Genomic DNA, 17,122 nt, shown 5'->3' with positions numbered 1-17,122 from the left:
CGCAGGTTTGTTCTCCTCTCTTGTTTACTCTTTTTTGAAGAGTTCTTGGATCACATCATATGATTTCTTCAGTCTTTCCGTGGACTGCGGGAGATCCCAGGATTCCCACCTGTAACGGGACATGCTGCCGAGCTGGCCGCTATTATCAGTCTCGGGAAAAGAATCAGCGACCCGCAAGGTGCCGGAGGAGGTCCCCAATGGCGCAGCATTACCGTCAGCACCGGGTTTATACGTTATCACAGCTATATCTATACCATCAATAATGCTGCTGCTCTGCATGCCTCCGTTCCAGACATCTCCTTGAATCTCAAGCGTGCTGGGGTCCTTCACGTTAAGGAGGGACCAGGGCAACCGCAGCTCGATCATAGCCTTATCCGGGTTCACATAGAAATCAGCCAGTGAGTTATAATTCTCCGACTCAGGGTTCCCGTTGCCATGCATGAGCTTCCCGGTCTCGTAATAGGTAAAAGGCAATTCTTCCCCTGTGGAGGGAATGGTTGTTTTTCTATTCAGCGTGAGCCGGATAGGGTGGAAGCGGCCGCTGTTTTTTGCGATTGGGTAGGATAACGCTTCGGTAAGCTGGTCTCCGTACTGAAACTGGAACAAATCATAGTAGCTGTCCACGATGACCCGTGAGGAATCCTCTCCTTGAAGCTGAACCACGAAGTCTATGCCTTCCTGAGCCTTGACTCCGGTCTGGTTCGGCAGCTCCATATTGCCTTGCCCTTGAAGGGTATTAAATGCAATTAATGTATTCATCGCCTTAAAGGGACTGTTAGTATCCATGTTCTTGTAGTCCAGCCGCAAATAAAGATAACGTTCATCATGAGTGGCATATACCTTGCTTAATGTCCGCAGTTCATCCTGGCCGTCAGCGTCTGGCTGAAGCGGTCCTGATTCCTTATCGTAGAGAGGGGGAGTTTCACTTGCTTCCCAATCCTCTGTGCTGCCGTCCACACGGATTTCAAGCCTGTCGAAGCTCAGCAGGCCGAACTGCTGCTCGTTAGTCTGTGCATTGGACCAATAGGGCCGTCTGTCCGGGTTATCCAAATCCATCGTATTCCAGGTGCGCTTAAACCATTCATCCTGCCAAGTGAACACCAGTCCGCCCATCATGCCTGCGTAGATAATATCCTCATATAAGCCGGCATTGATCCTGCCTTGGTCTTCTTCGGAAAGGAAGCCCTGGTTCATACCGAAGGGGTTCTCATGCGTTAATCCTCTGGAGCTGGGCACACCGAACTCGGCAATGAGGACGGGCAGATTGTTGGCATTCTTGAGATCGTTCAGGTAAGCGGCATAATTATTCGGCTTTCCGCGCTGATCTTTGTATTCCAGATAAGCAGGCTCATAATTCATAAATTCCGGATAATAGGGATACACGTGATAGGAAGCGAACTGGCCGGTATAAATGTCCTCTTTTAAATGAATCACATTCGGGTTGACTGACACCATATCCTCTGTTTCGGAGGGCTCGGCCGGATGATCCAGGGGATCCGTCGTCACCCAGTTGGTGAAGCTGACAGGGCGCTGCCATTGATAATGTGCCATTTCATATTCCAGTGTATGGTCGAGCATTCCGGCCAGCCAGTTTTCAAAAGGGGCTGCGCTCTCCGTAAAAACATATTTTCCCGCATAATCACCGGTGCCTGCATTCACAAGGTTCGTCTGATTCACCACGCCAGGGTCCCATTCGATTCCCAGAATCCAGGCGGCCACATATGGAGAAATATCAGCCTTGTAGCTTCCGCTGGCATGTCCGGGCCGGGCAGGAATTTCCGCATTTCCATGAATCACATTAATAACGGTCTCGATATCCTGCATAAAAGGCTCCCGGTTGTCCGGTTGAAAGGCATCCATCGTGGAACTCAGCGTTTCTTCTTCAATCCATACACCCTGCATCACATATAGCTTCGACTCATGCGTGTCATTAAACCGTTTCAGGGCGTTATAAAAACCCGGAGGATGCAGTGTATAGACCCGTATTACGTTGGCGTTCATAGCTGAGATCATTTCCAGCCAGCGGTAGTATTCCTCCTCCGTAATTCCGCCTTCTCCGGGCCACGTTCCGGGCTTGGCCATCCCGATATTGACCCCTTTAATCTGCATATCCTTCCAGGCATTTTTTTCATAAACCTGGAGGCGGTTACCCGTAATTCGGGCTGTGTAGAAGGTGCCTGCACGCTCAAAAGGTGTAATTATATTTGTTATTTCCCCTCCAACCTCCATTTCAGTTGTTTTCCAGTCACGCAAAAGCACGAAGGTTGCAACGGCAATAAGCAGAAGGAGTGTCCCTGTCACTGCTAGTTTCTTCAATCCATCAAACCTCCAAATTTTAATCAATCAATATAAAACTAACATGTTAATACTTGGCCAGCAACAATAACACGATGAAAATCACCTTAAACCACGGCAGAAGACAACCAAAAAGCACCGGGTAGCTGTTCAGGCTCCCGGCGCTTTTTTTGGTAATTACAACTATTCTTCTAATTTCCAGATATTCCCGTCAGCCCGAAACGGAAGGCAGGAAAGTGCACCGAAGATTCCAATAACAAGAAACAGCAGAGCTGCACCCGAGCCTTTTCCGGCACCGACCAGTGCAACGTATACACTGTCCAAGGTTCTTACGGCCATAAACGGTTCAAACACTTTGTCTACCAGAAATCCGCCGCTGAGGTACCCCAATGGAATGGTGAAAAACTGTAAGGTGTTTCTGGCCGAATAGACACGCCCCTGCATCTCAATAGGGATTTTTGTACGAAATAGCACATCCATATTAGCGCTCATAACCGGGATAAAAATCCATCCAAGGACAGCACCCAGACACCACACAGGAGTACTTCTGCCGAAGGCAAGCATAAAATTCTCGGTACTCATGGAAAAAAGCAGGCAATTACAAATAACCCGAACCCGGCTCTTTGGCGGCGGCAGGATGGCAACGAGAATGCTTCCTGCCATCATGGCTATCCCGGTTACCGCATTGATCAGTCCAAGCGCGAACTCTCCGCCGCCGGCACGTGAAAGTATCATAGCGGGCAGGGCAGCATTGAAGATCGAGGCAGTAAAATTGATCACGGCCAAAAAAAGAATCAGATCCAGGATTCCGCGGTTGTCCATGAGATACTGCAGGCCGCTTTTGGCAGACTGTAATATCGTCATGCTTCCGGTACTGCTCCGGTTCTTGATTTGAGGAATTTTAACAAAGAATAATAACGCAACAAATGCTGTGGCAAAGGTAATGAGATCAAACAGGATTACAACTCTAATACTTGTAAATGAAAGCAGTGAAGTGGCGAATACAGGCGTTAATATAGTGACCAGCGAATTGGATAAGGAACGCATCCCGCTAACCTTCTGATAGTGCTTTTCCGGAATAAGACCAGATCACCAGTGCGAAGGCAGTCATTGCACTGCCCAGTGATGAAAATGACTGTGTCAGCCATAAAATCAGGAAGGTACGAAGCTCCCGGAAGGTGGTTTTGCATTTTTTTATCATGACTTTGCTCCTCTTTCAATTGAATTTTAATCATTCAATGAAAGTGCAAAGCCGAACGGACGAACTCAGATCCGCTCCGTGCAGTTTCGTCCGTTTCAGACTTTGCACGGAGCAATGCCTCTGCATAGCCGCATAAGGATATCCCTTCTTTTCCGTGTGAAGTTAAATTCACCCAAAAGTAAATTCTACTTCATTTTAACATGCGGGAACTTATTCACGTGTTGTTACTTTGCAGCAAGCGGCCACTTTGTATGGTCATTTTACAGCGACTCAATGCGGCTGCATCCTGAGTTCTTGAAACCGGATATTTTATATTGTCACTACACAAATTCCACATAAATTTAAAGTAAAGTATGAAGCAGTTAAACAAACGAAAACCTATGGAGGATACGTTATGAGAAAAGGAATAGTCATTGTCAGCTTGACAGTAGCGCTGAGTACAATCCTTGCAGGCTGCCAAATTGGCAATAAAGAGGCTGAACAGGGAGCAGAGAATACTGCCGTGACTTCCGCGGTATCTACACCTTGGATAGGTACGAAGAACACAACACGTATTAACACCTCTGACCCGATTGAAGCAGCTGTGCTGGTATCCCGGACCCTTTGGACGGCTGTATCCGGCAGTAACCGGCCTGCAAGTGTCGTGCTTACTGACGTCAGCAATTGGCAAATTGCTGCGGCAAGTACCGACCTTATACACCACCCAAGCAACGGACCTGTCCTTTTCTTTGAGAAAGACAAGGTTCCTGAAGCAACGCTCGAGGAATTACAACGTTTGAGGCCTAGGGGCGCAGAAGGAAATGATGGGATTCAGATCATTATCGTGGGGCCAGCTTCCGATGCAGTAGTCAAACAATTGGATACGCTAAATATGAAGCTGGATAAAATTGAAGGGGACGAGCCGGCTGCAGTTGCCGGGGCCATTGATGCTTACTATGCCAAGGTTGCTGGCGAACTCCCGCAAGCCGTAGTGATTGGATCGATGGATAGTCCGGAATACACGCTTCCTGCTGTTAACTGGATTGCTCATATGCCGGAACCTCTCCTGTACGTAACCAAGGATGAAGTTCCCGAGCTGACCGTTCAGGCATTGAACGAACGCGGAGGGAATGCAGTGATTTACCTTCTTGGACCGGAGTCAGCCGTTTCATCAGGAGTCGAAGAGCAACTGAAAGCTTATGGCTCAGTAACCCGAATCTCGGGGAAGGATCCGGCCACTAATGCTATCGCTTTTTCAAAATTCAAAGATGAAGCAACCGGATTCGGATGGGGAATAACGTCACCAGGACATAACCTGTCTTTCCTCCCTGCAGACTCTACACTGCTAGCGATTGCAGCGGCCCCGTTCTCACATCTTGGTAAACATGCTCCTCTGATTTTCACCAGCAAGGATCATATGCCGGAAGCGGTAATGGGATACACAGCTGAAATTCAGCCGAAGTTTAAGGATTCTCCGGCAGAAGGTCCGTATAACCACGCATGGATCACAGGGGATAACAACGCAATTACTGCTGAAGCACAAAGTGAAATCGATGATATGCTTGAGATTTCTCCCGCATCCGGAGATAACCCGCATTCAGGCCATTAATTTCAGGAATATATAAAAGGAGGATTTCATATGGACTGGTCTATACTTCTTGTACTGGTTTGTCCGATAATGATGATTGTAATGATGTTTACGATGAAAGGGGGACATTCTCACGGTTCCTCCGGCAAGCCGCTTGCTGCTGAAAGTGTTCAGGAACAGCTGACTGATCTGAAAGCAGAAAATGAAAGAATCCGTAAAGAAATACAAACCTTAAAAAAATAGAACCAGAGAATGCCGTAAGCGATATGCGCTTGCGGCATTCTAACGATAAGATAAAGCTGAAGGGGAGGGGATATCCAGTGTCTAAACTTAAGGTCTTAATTGTAGATGATGAATGGAATATGAGAAACCTGCTTCGGATCTACTTAATGAAAGAAGGCTTTGAAATTAAGGAAGCATCCACCGGGAAAGAAGCATTGGCTCTGGTCCATGCCCGTTTGTTTGACGTTATTGTTCTCGATGTGATGATGCCCGACATGGATGGTTGGCAGATTTGCAGGCAAATCAGAGAACGAGTGAATACGCCCATTTTATTTCTATCGGCTCGTACAGAAACCAGGGATAAGATCAAGGGTCTGGATATAGGAGCAGACGATTACTTAACCAAACCCTTTGATTCTGATGAATTACTGGCCCGATTGTTCTCTTTGATCCGCAGATCGGTCATGAACCAGACAATGCCTGTTCAACCTGCCCGTGGACTCACTTTTCCTGATCTGATTATCACACCTGAAGCCAGAGAAGTCAGAATTTGTGATCATCCAATCGAATTTACGCAAAAGGAGTTCGATCTTCTGGCCACTCTGGCGCAAAATATTCAGCGGGCCTTTACAAGAGAGGAGCTGGTGGAGCGCTTATGGGGATATGATTTTGAAGGAGAGATCCGGGTAGTAGACACGCATATCAAAAACATACGGGAGAAAATGCATAACTCCGGCCTGAAGTATAATCCGATCCAAACGGTATGGGGGGTTGGCTATAAATTTAACATATCTGGTGATACCAATGAAAAATAACCGTATCGGTTTTAAATTAGGATTCGTTATCATTACTCTGTTTCTGATTGTATTAGTATTTCTGGGCTTTACGGTAGACCGTTTATTTACGGGCTTTTATAGCGACCGGATGCGCACGGAGACGGAGGAACTGGCTTCCCACTTTGCAGTGATGGCCCATTCGGATAATACGTCTGATGAAACGATGAAAACCTTTGCTGAATTCTCTAATGTTAGTATTTTCAACGTCAAACCGGATGGGGAAGTCATTCTGCACTCGGGAACTCATGATTCTTCCGATCAGAAGATTATTCACAGCATCGACCTGGACAACATTTTTGCAGGAAAAAAAGTCAATTTCTTATATACCGAGCCTTCGGGAATTCGTTACTTTGTATCCGGCCAGCCTATTTATGAGAATGGGGCGGCTACCTCTGCACTATATGTAATGTCTTCTACCGAGAAAATGGAGCAGTCCTTAACGGCTGTCCGTAATCTGTTGATATTGTCAGGAATAGGCGCCTTTCTGTTGGCCCTTGGTATTACATGGATTATAGCTCAATATTTATCACGTCCACTACTCAAAATGCAGCAGGCTACCCGAAAAATCGCAGCAGGTGATCTGGAAACACGGCTTGATATCAACAGCAAAGATGAAATAGGCAGCCTGGCATATGCAATCAACGATCTCGCAGTGGATCTTCAGCGGTACAGGGATACCAGACAAGAGTTTTTCGCCAATATTTCTCATGAGCTGAGGACACCGATTACCTATCTGGAAGGTTATTCTCAGGTGCTCCGGCAGGAGCTTTATGAAACAGAAGAGGAAAAGAACAAGTACCTGGAAATCATCTATGATGAGGCATTACGGTTGCAGCATTTGGTGGAAGATCTGTTTGATCTGGCGAAGATGGAGGAAGGCAAGATCAGTCTCGATATGGACTGGGTGAATATGTCTGAAATGACGCAGCAAGCGATGCGAAAAGTAGAGCTCAAGGCAAAAGAAAAAAATCTCGGCCTGCTATACCATGAACAAGGAATGATAAAGGATATCCGTGCAGACAAAAAACGGATGGAGCAAATCCTAATCAATCTGTTGGAGAATGCAATCCGTTATACCGATAAAGGAAAAATCGAGATCTCCGTATCTTATCACAGCAGTGCTTTTGTGTTAGTCATCGAAGATACAGGGATTGGGATTCCGGATGATGAGCTTCCGTATATCTTTGAACGCTTTTACCGGGTTGAGAAGTCCAGGTCACGTCAATTTGGAGGAACGGGCTTAGGACTGTCTATAGTGAAAAAACTGGTAGAATTGCAGGGAGGACAGATTTCAGTATACAGTCAGTTAGGTAAAGGCACGCGATTCGAAATTAAGTTTGACTTTGACCGGCAGCCATGACGTCAGGAGGCAGGCTAATGAAAAAAATACAATGGCTCATAGCGGCTCTATTTATCGGTATGGGCTTAACGTGCATGACAATATCCGCAGTATCTTTTGAGAGCAATCCCTTAATCCAGATAAGCGGGATCATAAAGATGGCAGCCTGTATCCTTTTTATCGTATTCTTGAGTGCCGTTATTATGAGGGTCTATAAAGCCCGCAAAAAACATTGATATTAAATCAATGACAAAAACGTTACTTTTGATTCTATTAAATTTAAAAGGATTGACAGGCTGCCTACCATCTATTAAAGTGTTAATAGTTACAAAATATTAATAAGTTGCCGAATTTCAGCGTTGAAAACGGGGGAACCATTTTTTGGGTGAATTATTCTTGGATGAAAGGGAATATAGGGAACCTTTAACCGAATCCTCAGCTAACTCCGTAGGCATTGAAGGGAGAACAAGTTTCTGAAGAAAGTCATCGTATCCATGTTGGCAGCCTCATTTATATTTGCTTCTGCAGCACCAGGTACATACGCAAGCGAGGTAACGCTGGACAGTGTTGTGGATCAGGTCGTAGGAACCCCTTATCTTTATGGAGGAACCACAACTTCAGGCTTTGATTGTTCCGGATTTATTCTTTATGTACTTAAGAAGTTCAATGTGGATGACCTTCCGCGCACTTCTCAATCGCAGGCTAAAACCGGCATTCCTGTAGCCAAAGATGATCTGCGTGAGGGTGATCTTGTGTTTTTTAATACCGTTGGTTCCGGAGTTTCCCATGCGGGCATTTATGTAGGTGACAACAAGTTCGCTCACTCATCCAGCAGTAAGGGCGTAAGAATCAGCAGCTTGTCAGAATCGTATTATAAGGACCGGTATGTAACCGCTCGCCGTGTGGTCAGTGATAACAGCTATTCTGATATGGTGAGCCGTTAATGAAAGGTTCATATCCAACCGGAGTATAGAAGATCGTCTCTATTCAAGAGAGGCGGTCTTTTTTTGCGCAGGTGAATAAGCACTTGGATATAATGGAAAACTTTAAAAAGAACAAAAGCAGTAAGATCTGATTTTCCAGGAGGCTAAGATATGACAACTCAGGATCCGAAGGAGCTTCTAAAGAAAAAACATGAACTGGATGAGCAAAAAAGACAGTTCACCCATTTTGCACGCAGTGTCAGCGGGCACGGTGAGGTGGAAGCAGGCCAGGAATTCAGCCATGACCGTCCGACTGACGATCAAAACCGTATGAAATCGGTGGAGAACAGACAAGATTGATATTAGCGACGCTTCAGAAATAAGCCGATCCCTGGGGGATCGGCTTTATTTTGATTTTACATTATTTTTAAGTTGAGGCTGACCGGGAACGTAGTTTCACAAGAGTACAATTCCGAGATAAATACGTTGCATTGTTTCTCTTTACGAACGTCATTTGTAAAAGATAGTCACAGATACCCCTTATAAAATCAGGATATTTCTTTGGAATTAAAAGAATTTTCCTCTACACTTCTATTACAAGAAAAGATGTTGCAAATGTGTCGTCATCCAAACGTCTTCCGTGGGTCGGGCTGCTGGCTTTGGCCATGGCAGGATTCATTTGTATTCTTACGGAAAGCCTGCCAGATTGGTCACTCTCCATGCGGTTGGATCTCTTCTAGCTGCCATTCCTTTGACAACGGCTACCCGCGGGTGGAGACGCCGGCCGGTTATGCGCGGCGCATGGTGTCTGAATCGCAGAAAGGAAGAGCGATGGCCATAGCGATGGTTGGAACCCCGCTGGCATTGGCGCTGGGAGTTCCGCTTGGCACTTTTTTCGGTACTTATGCAGGGTGGCGTCTTATTTTCGGAGCTGTATCATTACTGGCTGCCCGAGACTTCATACGTAAGGCTCTTGGAATCAGCTCCCGGTGACACACCGGCGGCAATTAATCATACCGACACGGCTTCTCTTTTTTTCAACAAATGTTGGATTAAATAAAGTTAATTAACTCAAGGAGGACAACTTAATGTCACTACAAACGATTCAAGCAAAAATGGATTTGAAAGAACTGGTGGATGCAAATGCAACTCAAACCGATGAAAAGCGAATTTCCGATCAAATGCCATTATTTACGCCGGATGAGAAATTCAAGATCTATATGGGTGAGCAATTGGTATCTGATGTAACTCGAACTGCGCAATTGGAAAAGGATTTTAATGGTCATGTTGGCATTGTAAAAAGTTGTTTCTCCTTGAACGGGCAGCATGTTGTAAAATGCAGGGATTGGAGTTGCTGATGTCCGCAAACGCATGAATCAGATTACCGGAGCGGGATTGTCCATTCATTCCAAAGTTGGACAAGCAACGACGGTTACGATGTATCTGCCCATAGAATATTGATATAGAATTTACACTTGCAGAGGGAGACACCTATGTTTTGTACCGTCATCGTGGAAGATGAGCGACTTCTATAGAAGAGGCGAAGGGAACGTGGACGATTAATTGCTTCGGCAGGCTGGAAATCCGGCAGATGGCTGGAACGCTTGTGCGGTTCCCGACACGCAAGACCGAGGAGTTGTTCGCTTATCTCCTGTGTCATCCGGGAAAGGACATCAGCAAGTGGCGGCTGGGTGAATTGCTGTGGCCGGACATGGCCGAGGAACGGGTTACGCATAATTTACACAACACTGTCTACCGTTTAAAGAAAATATTGAAGGAACACGTAATCGGTATGGATGTTCTGAAAGCGGGCGAAGGCTACAGACTGGAGTCGGGGAGTATGACCTACGATGCCCTGTTGTTCGAAAGGTCTCCAGTAGATTACGGGGCTGGACTGCGGGAAATTAGTGAAGCGGGAAGGCTATGCTCCCTGTACCAAGGACCATTACTCGACGGCAAGCCGTATCTCTGGAAGGCACCGCTTGAATAGGCATTTGCCCGTAAGTATACCAGTATAATGCGTAGTTTGGTGGCATTAGACATAGCCAGGGAGGAATGGAAGAAGGCGGAACGGCGCTTGACTGACTATCTGACGATTTATCCGCTGCAGGAAGAGATGAACGAAATACTGATGCAGGTCTATGCCGACAATGGTGACACCGGGAAGCTGAGCAGGCATTACGCCGCGTTTAAACTGGCCTATCGGCAAGAATTGGGAGTGGAACTACCGCAAAAGCTACATGAGAAGGTAGTAAACTGGATCGAAAAAAACTAATGAGAAACATTAATTCAACAACAGCGGCGGTAGATCAAGACTTTGTTTATTGAGTCTTGATCTACCGCCGCTGCTTATAAAGAAGCACTTATCAGAAAAAGTCCCTTCAGGCAAAGGCCTGGCGATTATGTAATATATTTAAGTAAGTAAAAATTTTTGAAGACGCATTTCATTCTTAGCAACTTCAGCAGCGGCTTCTAAAGAAAGGATCTTTAACAGCATAGAATCCTGTCTTATATAACTAAGCACTATTTCACGACTCCGGTCAAAATCTGCAATGTACCTACTATGAATTTGCTCCAACCTCTGTCTGGCTAGTTCTGAAATCGTTACATAATCAAGTCTAAGTTGAGCTTGTAGAACCTTGTCATCTGAACTTATAACAGCCCAGGTGAATATGCGACCTTCCGCAATATCTCCAGAATTCTTTACATACACAACACCTGAATGTTCAGTTATAAATTTTGAAATCCTCTCTTCAAGCACCTGGTATTTTTTCTTGAGCTCTTCAACATGTTTCATTGAACACTCCTCTCTAACTTATAAATGGAAGAAGGGTGTTCCTTCGCCTTTTGCATTAGCACAGCGTACTGGAACACCCTAATTGATGGGAATTACATTAATAAGTTAATTTGAGCATACATCATTTAGAATCGATTGTATACTTTATCTCTTAATCAATTGGATAATCAGTCATAGGGGACTGCCCTTAAATTTCTCTCAATTCTAAACATATGGACAGCAGACAGATGATTTCATATAATTGATAGTGATTATCATTATCTTTAGACTTATTTTAGTCCATTAACACTACACGCGAGGTAGTGTTTTTTAAGTTAATCATCAGCGATTTGTGAACCTCCCCGGTTTACATAGAAGGGAGCTTTAACGCAATGTTAGCACAGGTAAAGAGCAGTTCCTTTCTTAACGGGATTTATTATGAAATTGCAGAAGCCTGGCAGGCTTCTGCTGTCCCCAAGTGGGCGGAAGGCCAGCCTTCGGAGCATCATACACTCCTATACATAGCCCGCGGAAAAGGAGAGCTGAACGTTAACGGGCAGGCGCTTAAGCTCGAACGCGATGCCCTCTACATGTATCCTCCGGAAACCAGCCTTAAGCTCACCGCCAGCAGTGGAGAGGAGCTGCAGCTATTCTGGATTGCTTTTGACATCTACAGGTTGTTAAAAAAGGACCAGAAATCCAGGGAATATCAGCGTGATGCCGGATTTCCCCTTCAGGGCTATTTCCGGGGCGGCAGCCGGTACAAGCAGCTGTTCAATCTTCTGGTTGCCGAAGGCCAGCTCTGGCGTATACAGAATCCGTTCCTCAGCCAGCAGTATCTGCATGATATGCTCGATGGATTTTTACGTTATGCCGAGCTTGCCTCAAACGATATAGATCTAAGAGTACAGCTGACTCTGGATTATCTGCAGAACCATTACCAGGAGGATATTAGAATCGACCAGCTGGCCGACATGGCCCAGCTTCATCCTTCTTATTATTTTCAGGTTTTTAAGCAGGCCATGGATAAATCACCGATTGCTTTTCTAATCCATCTGCGGGTGAACAGGGCGAAAGAAATGCTCTTATTAACAGATAAGCCTATAAAGGAAATCGCAGCGGAAGTAGGATACAAGGATGAATTCTATTTCAGCCGGGAGGATTTTCTGCTGGAGCAGCCGGACCTGATCCTGTGCAAGGATAATGTGCTGTTCAAAGCCAGGGAACATATCAACGATATAGCACCGGTAGTAGCTATTCCCTGGGTCAGCCAGGATATCTATACTCAGCTGCTGAAGATCGGGGAGTTTTTGAACCGAGAGGAGGAAGCGGTCAAATGGCTGGAATCTCATGAGCGTAAGGCTCAGAACCTGCGAAAGGCTCTGCGCTCGATAACCGGATCGGGAACGGTCGGAGTATGTGTCTGCCGTGAACATGAGCTGCGGATGTACGGGGCAAGGAATGTCGGACATGCCCTGTACCGATCCTTACAGCTTACTCCGCCCGAGCGGATACAGGCGCAGATGAATCTGCATCCGGCAGGTACCGGCTTCAACTGGACGGCGATTACTCCCGATGGGTTGAAGGACTATGACTGTGACTTCATCTTTTTTGCCGTGGAGACAGAAGGAGACAAGCGGCGCATTCATGAATGGCAGAAAAATAATCCGGCCTGGATGCAGCATTCGGCCATCCGCAGCAAACTTATAATAAGTGATGATGATTATCATAATCATGGAACTACAGAAATAGGAGGAGCCTTTCTGAGCGCAGCCCTATGAAATTACATTCAAGAATCTTAATCATTCTATGGTTTATTGCCGCCGCTGCCGGATTGGCAGTCTCCATCTTTCTGGCCGTTTCCTTCGGCGCCAAGGAATTAACGCTTCAGACGGTGTGGGCCGCGGTATTTCACTACGACACCACGCTAACCCCGCATCAGATCGTTCATGATCTTCGGCTGCCGCGGGTACTGGGAGCTGTCGTGACCGGGATGGCCTTTGCGGTAGCCGGAACAGTGATGCAGGGAGTAACACGCAATCCGCTGGCCGACAGCGGGATCCTGGGCGTAAATGCCGGTTCTGCTTTTGCCGTAGCGCTATGCTTTGCCATTGTTCCGGGGATGTCATATTGGGGACTTATTCTGTTTTCCTTTGCAGGTGCCGCCCTGGCTACAGTATTCATTGTGCTGCTTGGTGCTTCCACACCAGGAGGGCTGACCTCCTTAAGGCTGACGATTGCCGGTGCTGTCGTTGCAGCCATTCTTCACTCGCTCAGTACAGGAATCGCGATTTATTTTGATCTGAGCCAGGATTTGGCCTTCTGGTATGCCGGGGGTGTCGCCGGTGTGAGCTGGGAGCATCTGCAGATTCTTACACCTGTCGTGATAGCAACAGTCCTGTGGGCTACTGTCATGGGCCGGCCTATTACCTTTATGTCTCTTGGGGAGGAAACAGCGGTTAATCTGGGCGTACATACAAACCGTATCCGCATCCTCGGTTTAACTGCGGCCGTGATTCTGGCAGGTTCCTCCGTGGCAGTTGCCGGCTCCATCCCTTTTGTCGGATTGGTTGTGCCGCATATTGCCCGGCGCCTGCTTGGCGTCGATTACCGGATCATCATCCCGTTTTCCGCATTGCTTGGGGCAATTCTGCTGGTCTGGGCTGACTTTGCCTCACGGATGGTTAATCCGCCGCAGGAATTCGCCATCGGGGCTATGGTTGCCATGGTCGGAGTTCCCTTCTTCCTGTATATTGCCCGTAAAGAAGGGAGGGACCTATAAGATGAACCTGAACATTGCTCTATTGGAGAAAAAAAGGGCCCGGCGTGCTCTGACCGTTAGTGCGGCTCTGCTACTGCTGGCGATATCCGTGATATTGATCAGCCTGAACACCGGCTCTATCTCACTGGCTCCGCTGACTGTATGGAAAACACTGTTCGGTTACGGCACAAGCGAAGAGCAGATGATCCTGTTTGATTACCGGATGCCGCGAATCATCGTGACGATGCTGGCCGGCATCGGGCTTGGTGTATCAGGGGCCGTATTTCAAGGCTCAACACGGAATTCACTGGCTGATCCCGGCATACTTGGAATCAATACGGGAGCTGCACTCGGACTGATTATTTTTGTATCCTTTTTCCGCTCAATGGAAGGTCCTATGGCTGTGCTGATCCCGCTGTTCACCTTTATCGGAGGTGTTCTGAGTGCACTGATTATCTTTCTGTTCGCTTATGACCGGCACAGGGGAATCCTGCCAATAAGGCTGATCCTCGTAGGAATTGCCGTCGCTGCAGGAATAAGTGCTGTTACATTGCTGTTATCCTTGAAGCTCGATGAGGAGACTTATGCCTTTACTGCACGCTGGCTTGCCGGAAGTGTATGGGGCAGGGACTGGATTCATGTATGGGCGCTGCTGCCATGGATTACTGTGCTTGTACCGGTCATCTACAGCCGGTCAAAGGCGCTGGATATCTTCGTGCTTGGCGATGAAATAGCCTATAGTGTCGGGAGCCATGTGACCCGTGAAAGGCTTGCGCTGCTGGGTATGGCTGTTGCACTGTCATGTGCAAGCGTCTCCGTGGCAGGAGGGATCGGATTTATTGGGCTGGTCGCGCCTCATATTGCCAGACGGCTGGCAGGACCGCAGCACCGCTATTTTTTACCGGTCGCAGCACTGCTTGGTCTGCTTATCCTGGTCACTGCTGATACAGTCGGCCGCTCGATTTTCCGTCCTAATGCGATTCCGGCAGGTGTCGTTGTGGCGGCGATCGGCGGACCTTACTTCTTGTATCTTTTGTTCAAATCAAAAAGCTGATTTACTACATTCATAAACTACTCGGGGGTATAGAATTCATATGAAAAAGATAACCTTAATGCTCGTGTCCATACTTTTGCTTGCTGTACTTTCCGCTTGCGGGCAATCTAACGATACTGTAAATTCCTCTGCGGCGGCTTCACCGTCTGCTGAAGCATCTGCGGCACCAACGGAAGCTGCCGAATCTGCAGCAGATATTATTGCCCACGATCCAAATGCCAAGATTGCTTCGATGTCGATTCATATCACTAACAATCTGCTGGCTTTGGGGATTACTCCTGCAGGTTCCGTCGTAGGCGGGGATGTGAAGGATTTCCTGCCGCATGTGGCTGACCGGCTGCAGGGAGTAGCGAAATTCGGTGTTGTCACCGATCCGGATATGGAAGCTGTGCTCGGCCTGAAACCGGATGTGATCTATATCGATGAAGTATATTCCGGGGAAGAACTGGCCAAATTCGAAAAAATTGCACCGACCGTTACAATCGGCATGGACAGCGGCACCTGGGCAGATCATCTGAAGCGCATTGCCGAACATGTTGGTAAAGAACAGGAAGCGGAAGCTTTTATTCAGGACTATACAGCAAAAGCAGAGCGGGTTAGCGGTTTGATCAAAAACGAGCTTGGTGCAGACGCTAAGGTAATGGCCATTCGCATGACTGCAAAAGAGCTGCGTGTTATGGGAACCAGACGTCCGCTGGGTCCGATCATGTTCGAGGATTTGAAGCTGAAAATGGCTGACGGGGTTGAGAAGATTCCTGCGGATGAGCCTTATCAGGTGATCTCCAAGGAAGTGCTGCCGGATTATGATGCCGATGCCATCTTCGTGATTATCAGCACAGGGGATGTAGCAAAGAGCAATTATGAAGAAATGACCAAAAATCCGATCTGGAAAAACCTCAAAGCAGTCAAAAATAATCATGTTTACGTTCTCGACGGGCAAAAGTGGCTTGATTATTCCTCGCTCGGACATAGCATGGCTCTAAATGATGCAGAGCAGCTATTCAGTAAGTAAAACATAATTAGAATAAAGTGTATGCTCCCCATGGACAGACAGGTATAACCATTAAACCTGATGCCACGTGTGGGGCTTTTTTTATAAGCTGAGCAGTTCTGTATTTCACAAAATCACAAAACAATTGACCATAGGACAAAACGATCTTATAATTGTTAAATAATGGTGCATAAAGGGGTGAAATAGAATTTGTTGGAACTTAATGGCATGAATGCAGATTCGTTAATAGACATGCTCAAAGCTTCATTCTCCTTAGATAACTGGACAGCAATGATAGAGATATCAGACAAGCTTATTGAAGTGGTTTCAGTCATACATGCAACTAATCCGAATGGATCAGAAGCCCAAATGCTCAAGCGTTCGCTGGTTTACTATTTTGGTTTTAGCCTTTGCGCAAAGGGGATTGCCCTCCAGAAGCTAGGTAATTATGAAACTGCAAGGGAATGTATTAAAAGATATTCCAATTTAAGCTGGGTAAAGCTTAACGATGCAGATTCGTTAAAAGAAATTGTGTATTATAAAAGTATTGCTGTTGCAAACACTTTTGTTATTGATTTACTTGAGGGTGACAAAAAAGTTCTGCCTGAATACGTGGAATTTCTTAAGACATGTGACAAAGAAGAATTTACTGCCGGCTTGCTAAACATCTTAGACTCAGCGTTAAAATACAATTACTCAGTGGATTGGGCACTGGACGAATTACAAGGTTATGTTGAAAAAGCCGATGCTTCCTCACCTGCTGTAGATGTTCATTATTACATAGAATATATCTATCTATTATCTATTTACTCCTTTAAAAGAGGCAAAATAGAATATGCAATAAACCTTATAATAGAAAATATTGTATTAAGTGGTAGACTAAAAGATGAGACAGGTTTTAAAAAAGCGACTGCCTTTTATGAACTTGTTAGAACTGACGCCAATGCTTCCCAGCAGCAGGAGTATCACTACATAATGAAAAAAATCATAGAGAGGGAGTTCAATGATGAAAAAGAAGCTTTTGTTATTGACCACCGTATTACTGATTAGTTCATTCACCATTCTGACTGCGGCAAGTGCTGATGGGGTGTCCAGTGTTGTTTACAGCGGGACAGTAACAACGAATAGCCATGGCATGGGCCACTAAAAGACCACCA

At 46.3% G+C, this 17,122-nt stretch carries 19 protein-coding genes, 1 pseudogene and 1 riboswitch; of the genes and pseudogenes, 16 read left to right on the top strand and 4 right to left on the bottom strand.

All coding sequences use genetic code 11. The annotated features are described in order from the left end of the window. Window positions 1-24 precede the first annotated feature (24 nt). The 3 genes from M2108_RS01760 to M2108_RS01750 all read right to left on the bottom strand — a co-directional run bounded on the left by M2108_RS01760 (window position 25) and on the right by M2108_RS01750 (window position 3,496). Window positions 25-2,316 carry a hypothetical protein gene (locus M2108_RS01760; RefSeq protein WP_277467630.1) on the bottom strand — a complete coding sequence of 764 codons (2,292 nt, stop codon included), beginning with the start codon at window positions 2,314-2,316 and terminating at the stop codon, window positions 25-27. 162 nt (window positions 2,317-2,478) lie between these two features. Continuing rightward, a complete protein-coding gene (locus M2108_RS01755) occupies window positions 2,479-3,342 on the bottom strand; it encodes an MFS transporter (RefSeq protein ID WP_277467632.1) in 864 nt (287 codons plus the stop codon). 4 nt (window positions 3,343-3,346) lie between these two features. Further along, the gene (locus M2108_RS01750; RefSeq protein ID WP_277467633.1) at window positions 3,347-3,496 is read right to left on the bottom strand and encodes a hypothetical protein; all 150 of its coding nucleotides are present in this window, start codon (window positions 3,494-3,496) and stop codon (window positions 3,347-3,349) included. 394 nt (window positions 3,497-3,890) lie between these two features. On the opposite strand from M2108_RS01750, the gene M2108_RS01745 reads away from it, so the two are divergent. From M2108_RS01745 to M2108_RS01695, 11 genes and pseudogenes are all read left to right on the top strand, one after another. Further along, window positions 3,891-5,084 (top strand): cell wall-binding repeat-containing protein, encoded by a 1,194-nt coding sequence (locus M2108_RS01745; protein WP_277467635.1) that lies wholly within the window; start codon window positions 3,891-3,893, stop codon window positions 5,082-5,084. Window positions 5,085-5,114: 30 nt separating this feature from the next. Next, entirely contained in the window at window positions 5,115-5,306 is a 192-nt protein-coding gene (locus M2108_RS01740; RefSeq protein ID WP_277467636.1) for a DUF2933 domain-containing protein, read from the top strand. A gap of 77 nt (window positions 5,307-5,383) precedes the next feature. Further along, window positions 5,384-6,100: a response regulator transcription factor gene (locus M2108_RS01735; protein WP_277467638.1), complete on the top strand. Its 717-nt coding sequence runs from the start codon at window positions 5,384-5,386 to the stop codon at window positions 6,098-6,100. Further along, window positions 6,090-7,481 (top strand): sensor histidine kinase, encoded by a 1,392-nt coding sequence (locus M2108_RS01730; protein ID WP_277467639.1) that lies wholly within the window; start codon window positions 6,090-6,092, stop codon window positions 7,479-7,481. The genes M2108_RS01735 and M2108_RS01730 overlap by 11 nt, the downstream gene beginning before the upstream one ends. Window positions 7,482-7,498: 17 nt before the next feature. After that, window positions 7,499-7,696 (top strand): hypothetical protein, encoded by a 198-nt coding sequence (locus M2108_RS01725; RefSeq protein ID WP_277467640.1) that lies wholly within the window; start codon window positions 7,499-7,501, stop codon window positions 7,694-7,696. Window positions 7,697-7,794: 98 nt separating this feature from the next. Next, window positions 7,795-7,929, top strand: a riboswitch (cyclic di-AMP (ydaO/yuaA leader). A gap of 4 nt (window positions 7,930-7,933) precedes the next feature. After that, a complete protein-coding gene (locus tag M2108_RS01720; protein ID WP_277467803.1) occupies window positions 7,934-8,404 on the top strand; it encodes a C40 family peptidase in 471 nt (156 codons plus the stop codon). 150 nt (window positions 8,405-8,554) lie between these two features. Next, window positions 8,555-8,743, top strand: coding sequence for a hypothetical protein (locus M2108_RS01715; protein WP_277467641.1), 189 nt, complete (start codon window positions 8,555-8,557; stop codon window positions 8,741-8,743). Window positions 8,744-8,958: 215 nt separating this feature from the next. After that, a pseudogene (locus tag M2108_RS01710) lies at window positions 8,959-9,331 on the top strand (MFS transporter); the annotation flags it as partial. Window positions 9,332-9,471: 140 nt separating this feature from the next. After that, entirely contained in the window at window positions 9,472-9,741 is a 270-nt protein-coding gene (locus M2108_RS01705) for a hypothetical protein (protein WP_277467644.1), read from the top strand. A gap of 233 nt (window positions 9,742-9,974) precedes the next feature. Then, entirely contained in the window at window positions 9,975-10,373 is a 399-nt protein-coding gene (locus tag M2108_RS01700; RefSeq protein ID WP_277467645.1) for an AfsR/SARP family transcriptional regulator, read from the top strand. Between the two features lie 27 nt (window positions 10,374-10,400). Next, window positions 10,401-10,658 (top strand): bacterial transcriptional activator domain-containing protein, encoded by a 258-nt coding sequence (locus tag M2108_RS01695; protein ID WP_277467647.1) that lies wholly within the window; start codon window positions 10,401-10,403, stop codon window positions 10,656-10,658. A 138-nt stretch (window positions 10,659-10,796) separates the two neighbouring features. Here the strand turns inward: M2108_RS01695 and M2108_RS01690 are convergent, their stop codons facing one another. After that, window positions 10,797-11,180, bottom strand: coding sequence for a hypothetical protein (locus M2108_RS01690; RefSeq protein ID WP_277467649.1), 384 nt, complete (start codon window positions 11,178-11,180; stop codon window positions 10,797-10,799). 371 nt (window positions 11,181-11,551) lie between these two features. Between M2108_RS01690 and M2108_RS01685 the strand changes: the two genes are divergently transcribed. The 5 genes from M2108_RS01685 to M2108_RS01665 all read left to right on the top strand — a co-directional run bounded on the left by M2108_RS01685 (window position 11,552) and on the right by M2108_RS01665 (window position 17,015). Further along, entirely contained in the window at window positions 11,552-12,940 is a 1,389-nt protein-coding gene (locus tag M2108_RS01685; RefSeq protein ID WP_277467650.1) for a helix-turn-helix domain-containing protein, read from the top strand. After that, window positions 12,937-13,941 (top strand): FecCD family ABC transporter permease, encoded by a 1,005-nt coding sequence (locus M2108_RS01680; RefSeq protein WP_277467652.1) that lies wholly within the window; start codon window positions 12,937-12,939, stop codon window positions 13,939-13,941. The genes M2108_RS01685 and M2108_RS01680 overlap by 4 nt, the downstream gene beginning before the upstream one ends. Window position 13,942: 1 nt before the next feature. Next, the gene (locus tag M2108_RS01675) at window positions 13,943-14,974 is read left to right on the top strand and encodes a FecCD family ABC transporter permease (RefSeq protein WP_277467654.1); all 1,032 of its coding nucleotides are present in this window, start codon (window positions 13,943-13,945) and stop codon (window positions 14,972-14,974) included. A 40-nt stretch (window positions 14,975-15,014) separates the two neighbouring features. Continuing rightward, window positions 15,015-15,986, top strand: a complete 972-nt coding sequence (locus tag M2108_RS01670) for an ABC transporter substrate-binding protein (RefSeq protein ID WP_277467656.1) — start codon at window positions 15,015-15,017, stop codon at window positions 15,984-15,986. A 189-nt stretch (window positions 15,987-16,175) separates the two neighbouring features. Next, window positions 16,176-17,015 (top strand): hypothetical protein, encoded by an 840-nt coding sequence (locus M2108_RS01665; protein WP_277467658.1) that lies wholly within the window; start codon window positions 16,176-16,178, stop codon window positions 17,013-17,015. The last annotated feature ends 107 nt before the right edge of the window (window positions 17,016-17,122 follow it).

Origin of the sequence: Paenibacillus sp. PastM-3 (assembly GCF_029893965.1) — a bacterium.
GTDB lineage: Bacteria > Bacillota > Bacilli > Paenibacillales > Paenibacillaceae > Paenibacillus_AQ.
The sequence above is the reverse complement of the archived record's forward strand: the minus strand, read 5'-3'. Positions and strand labels throughout refer to the sequence as shown.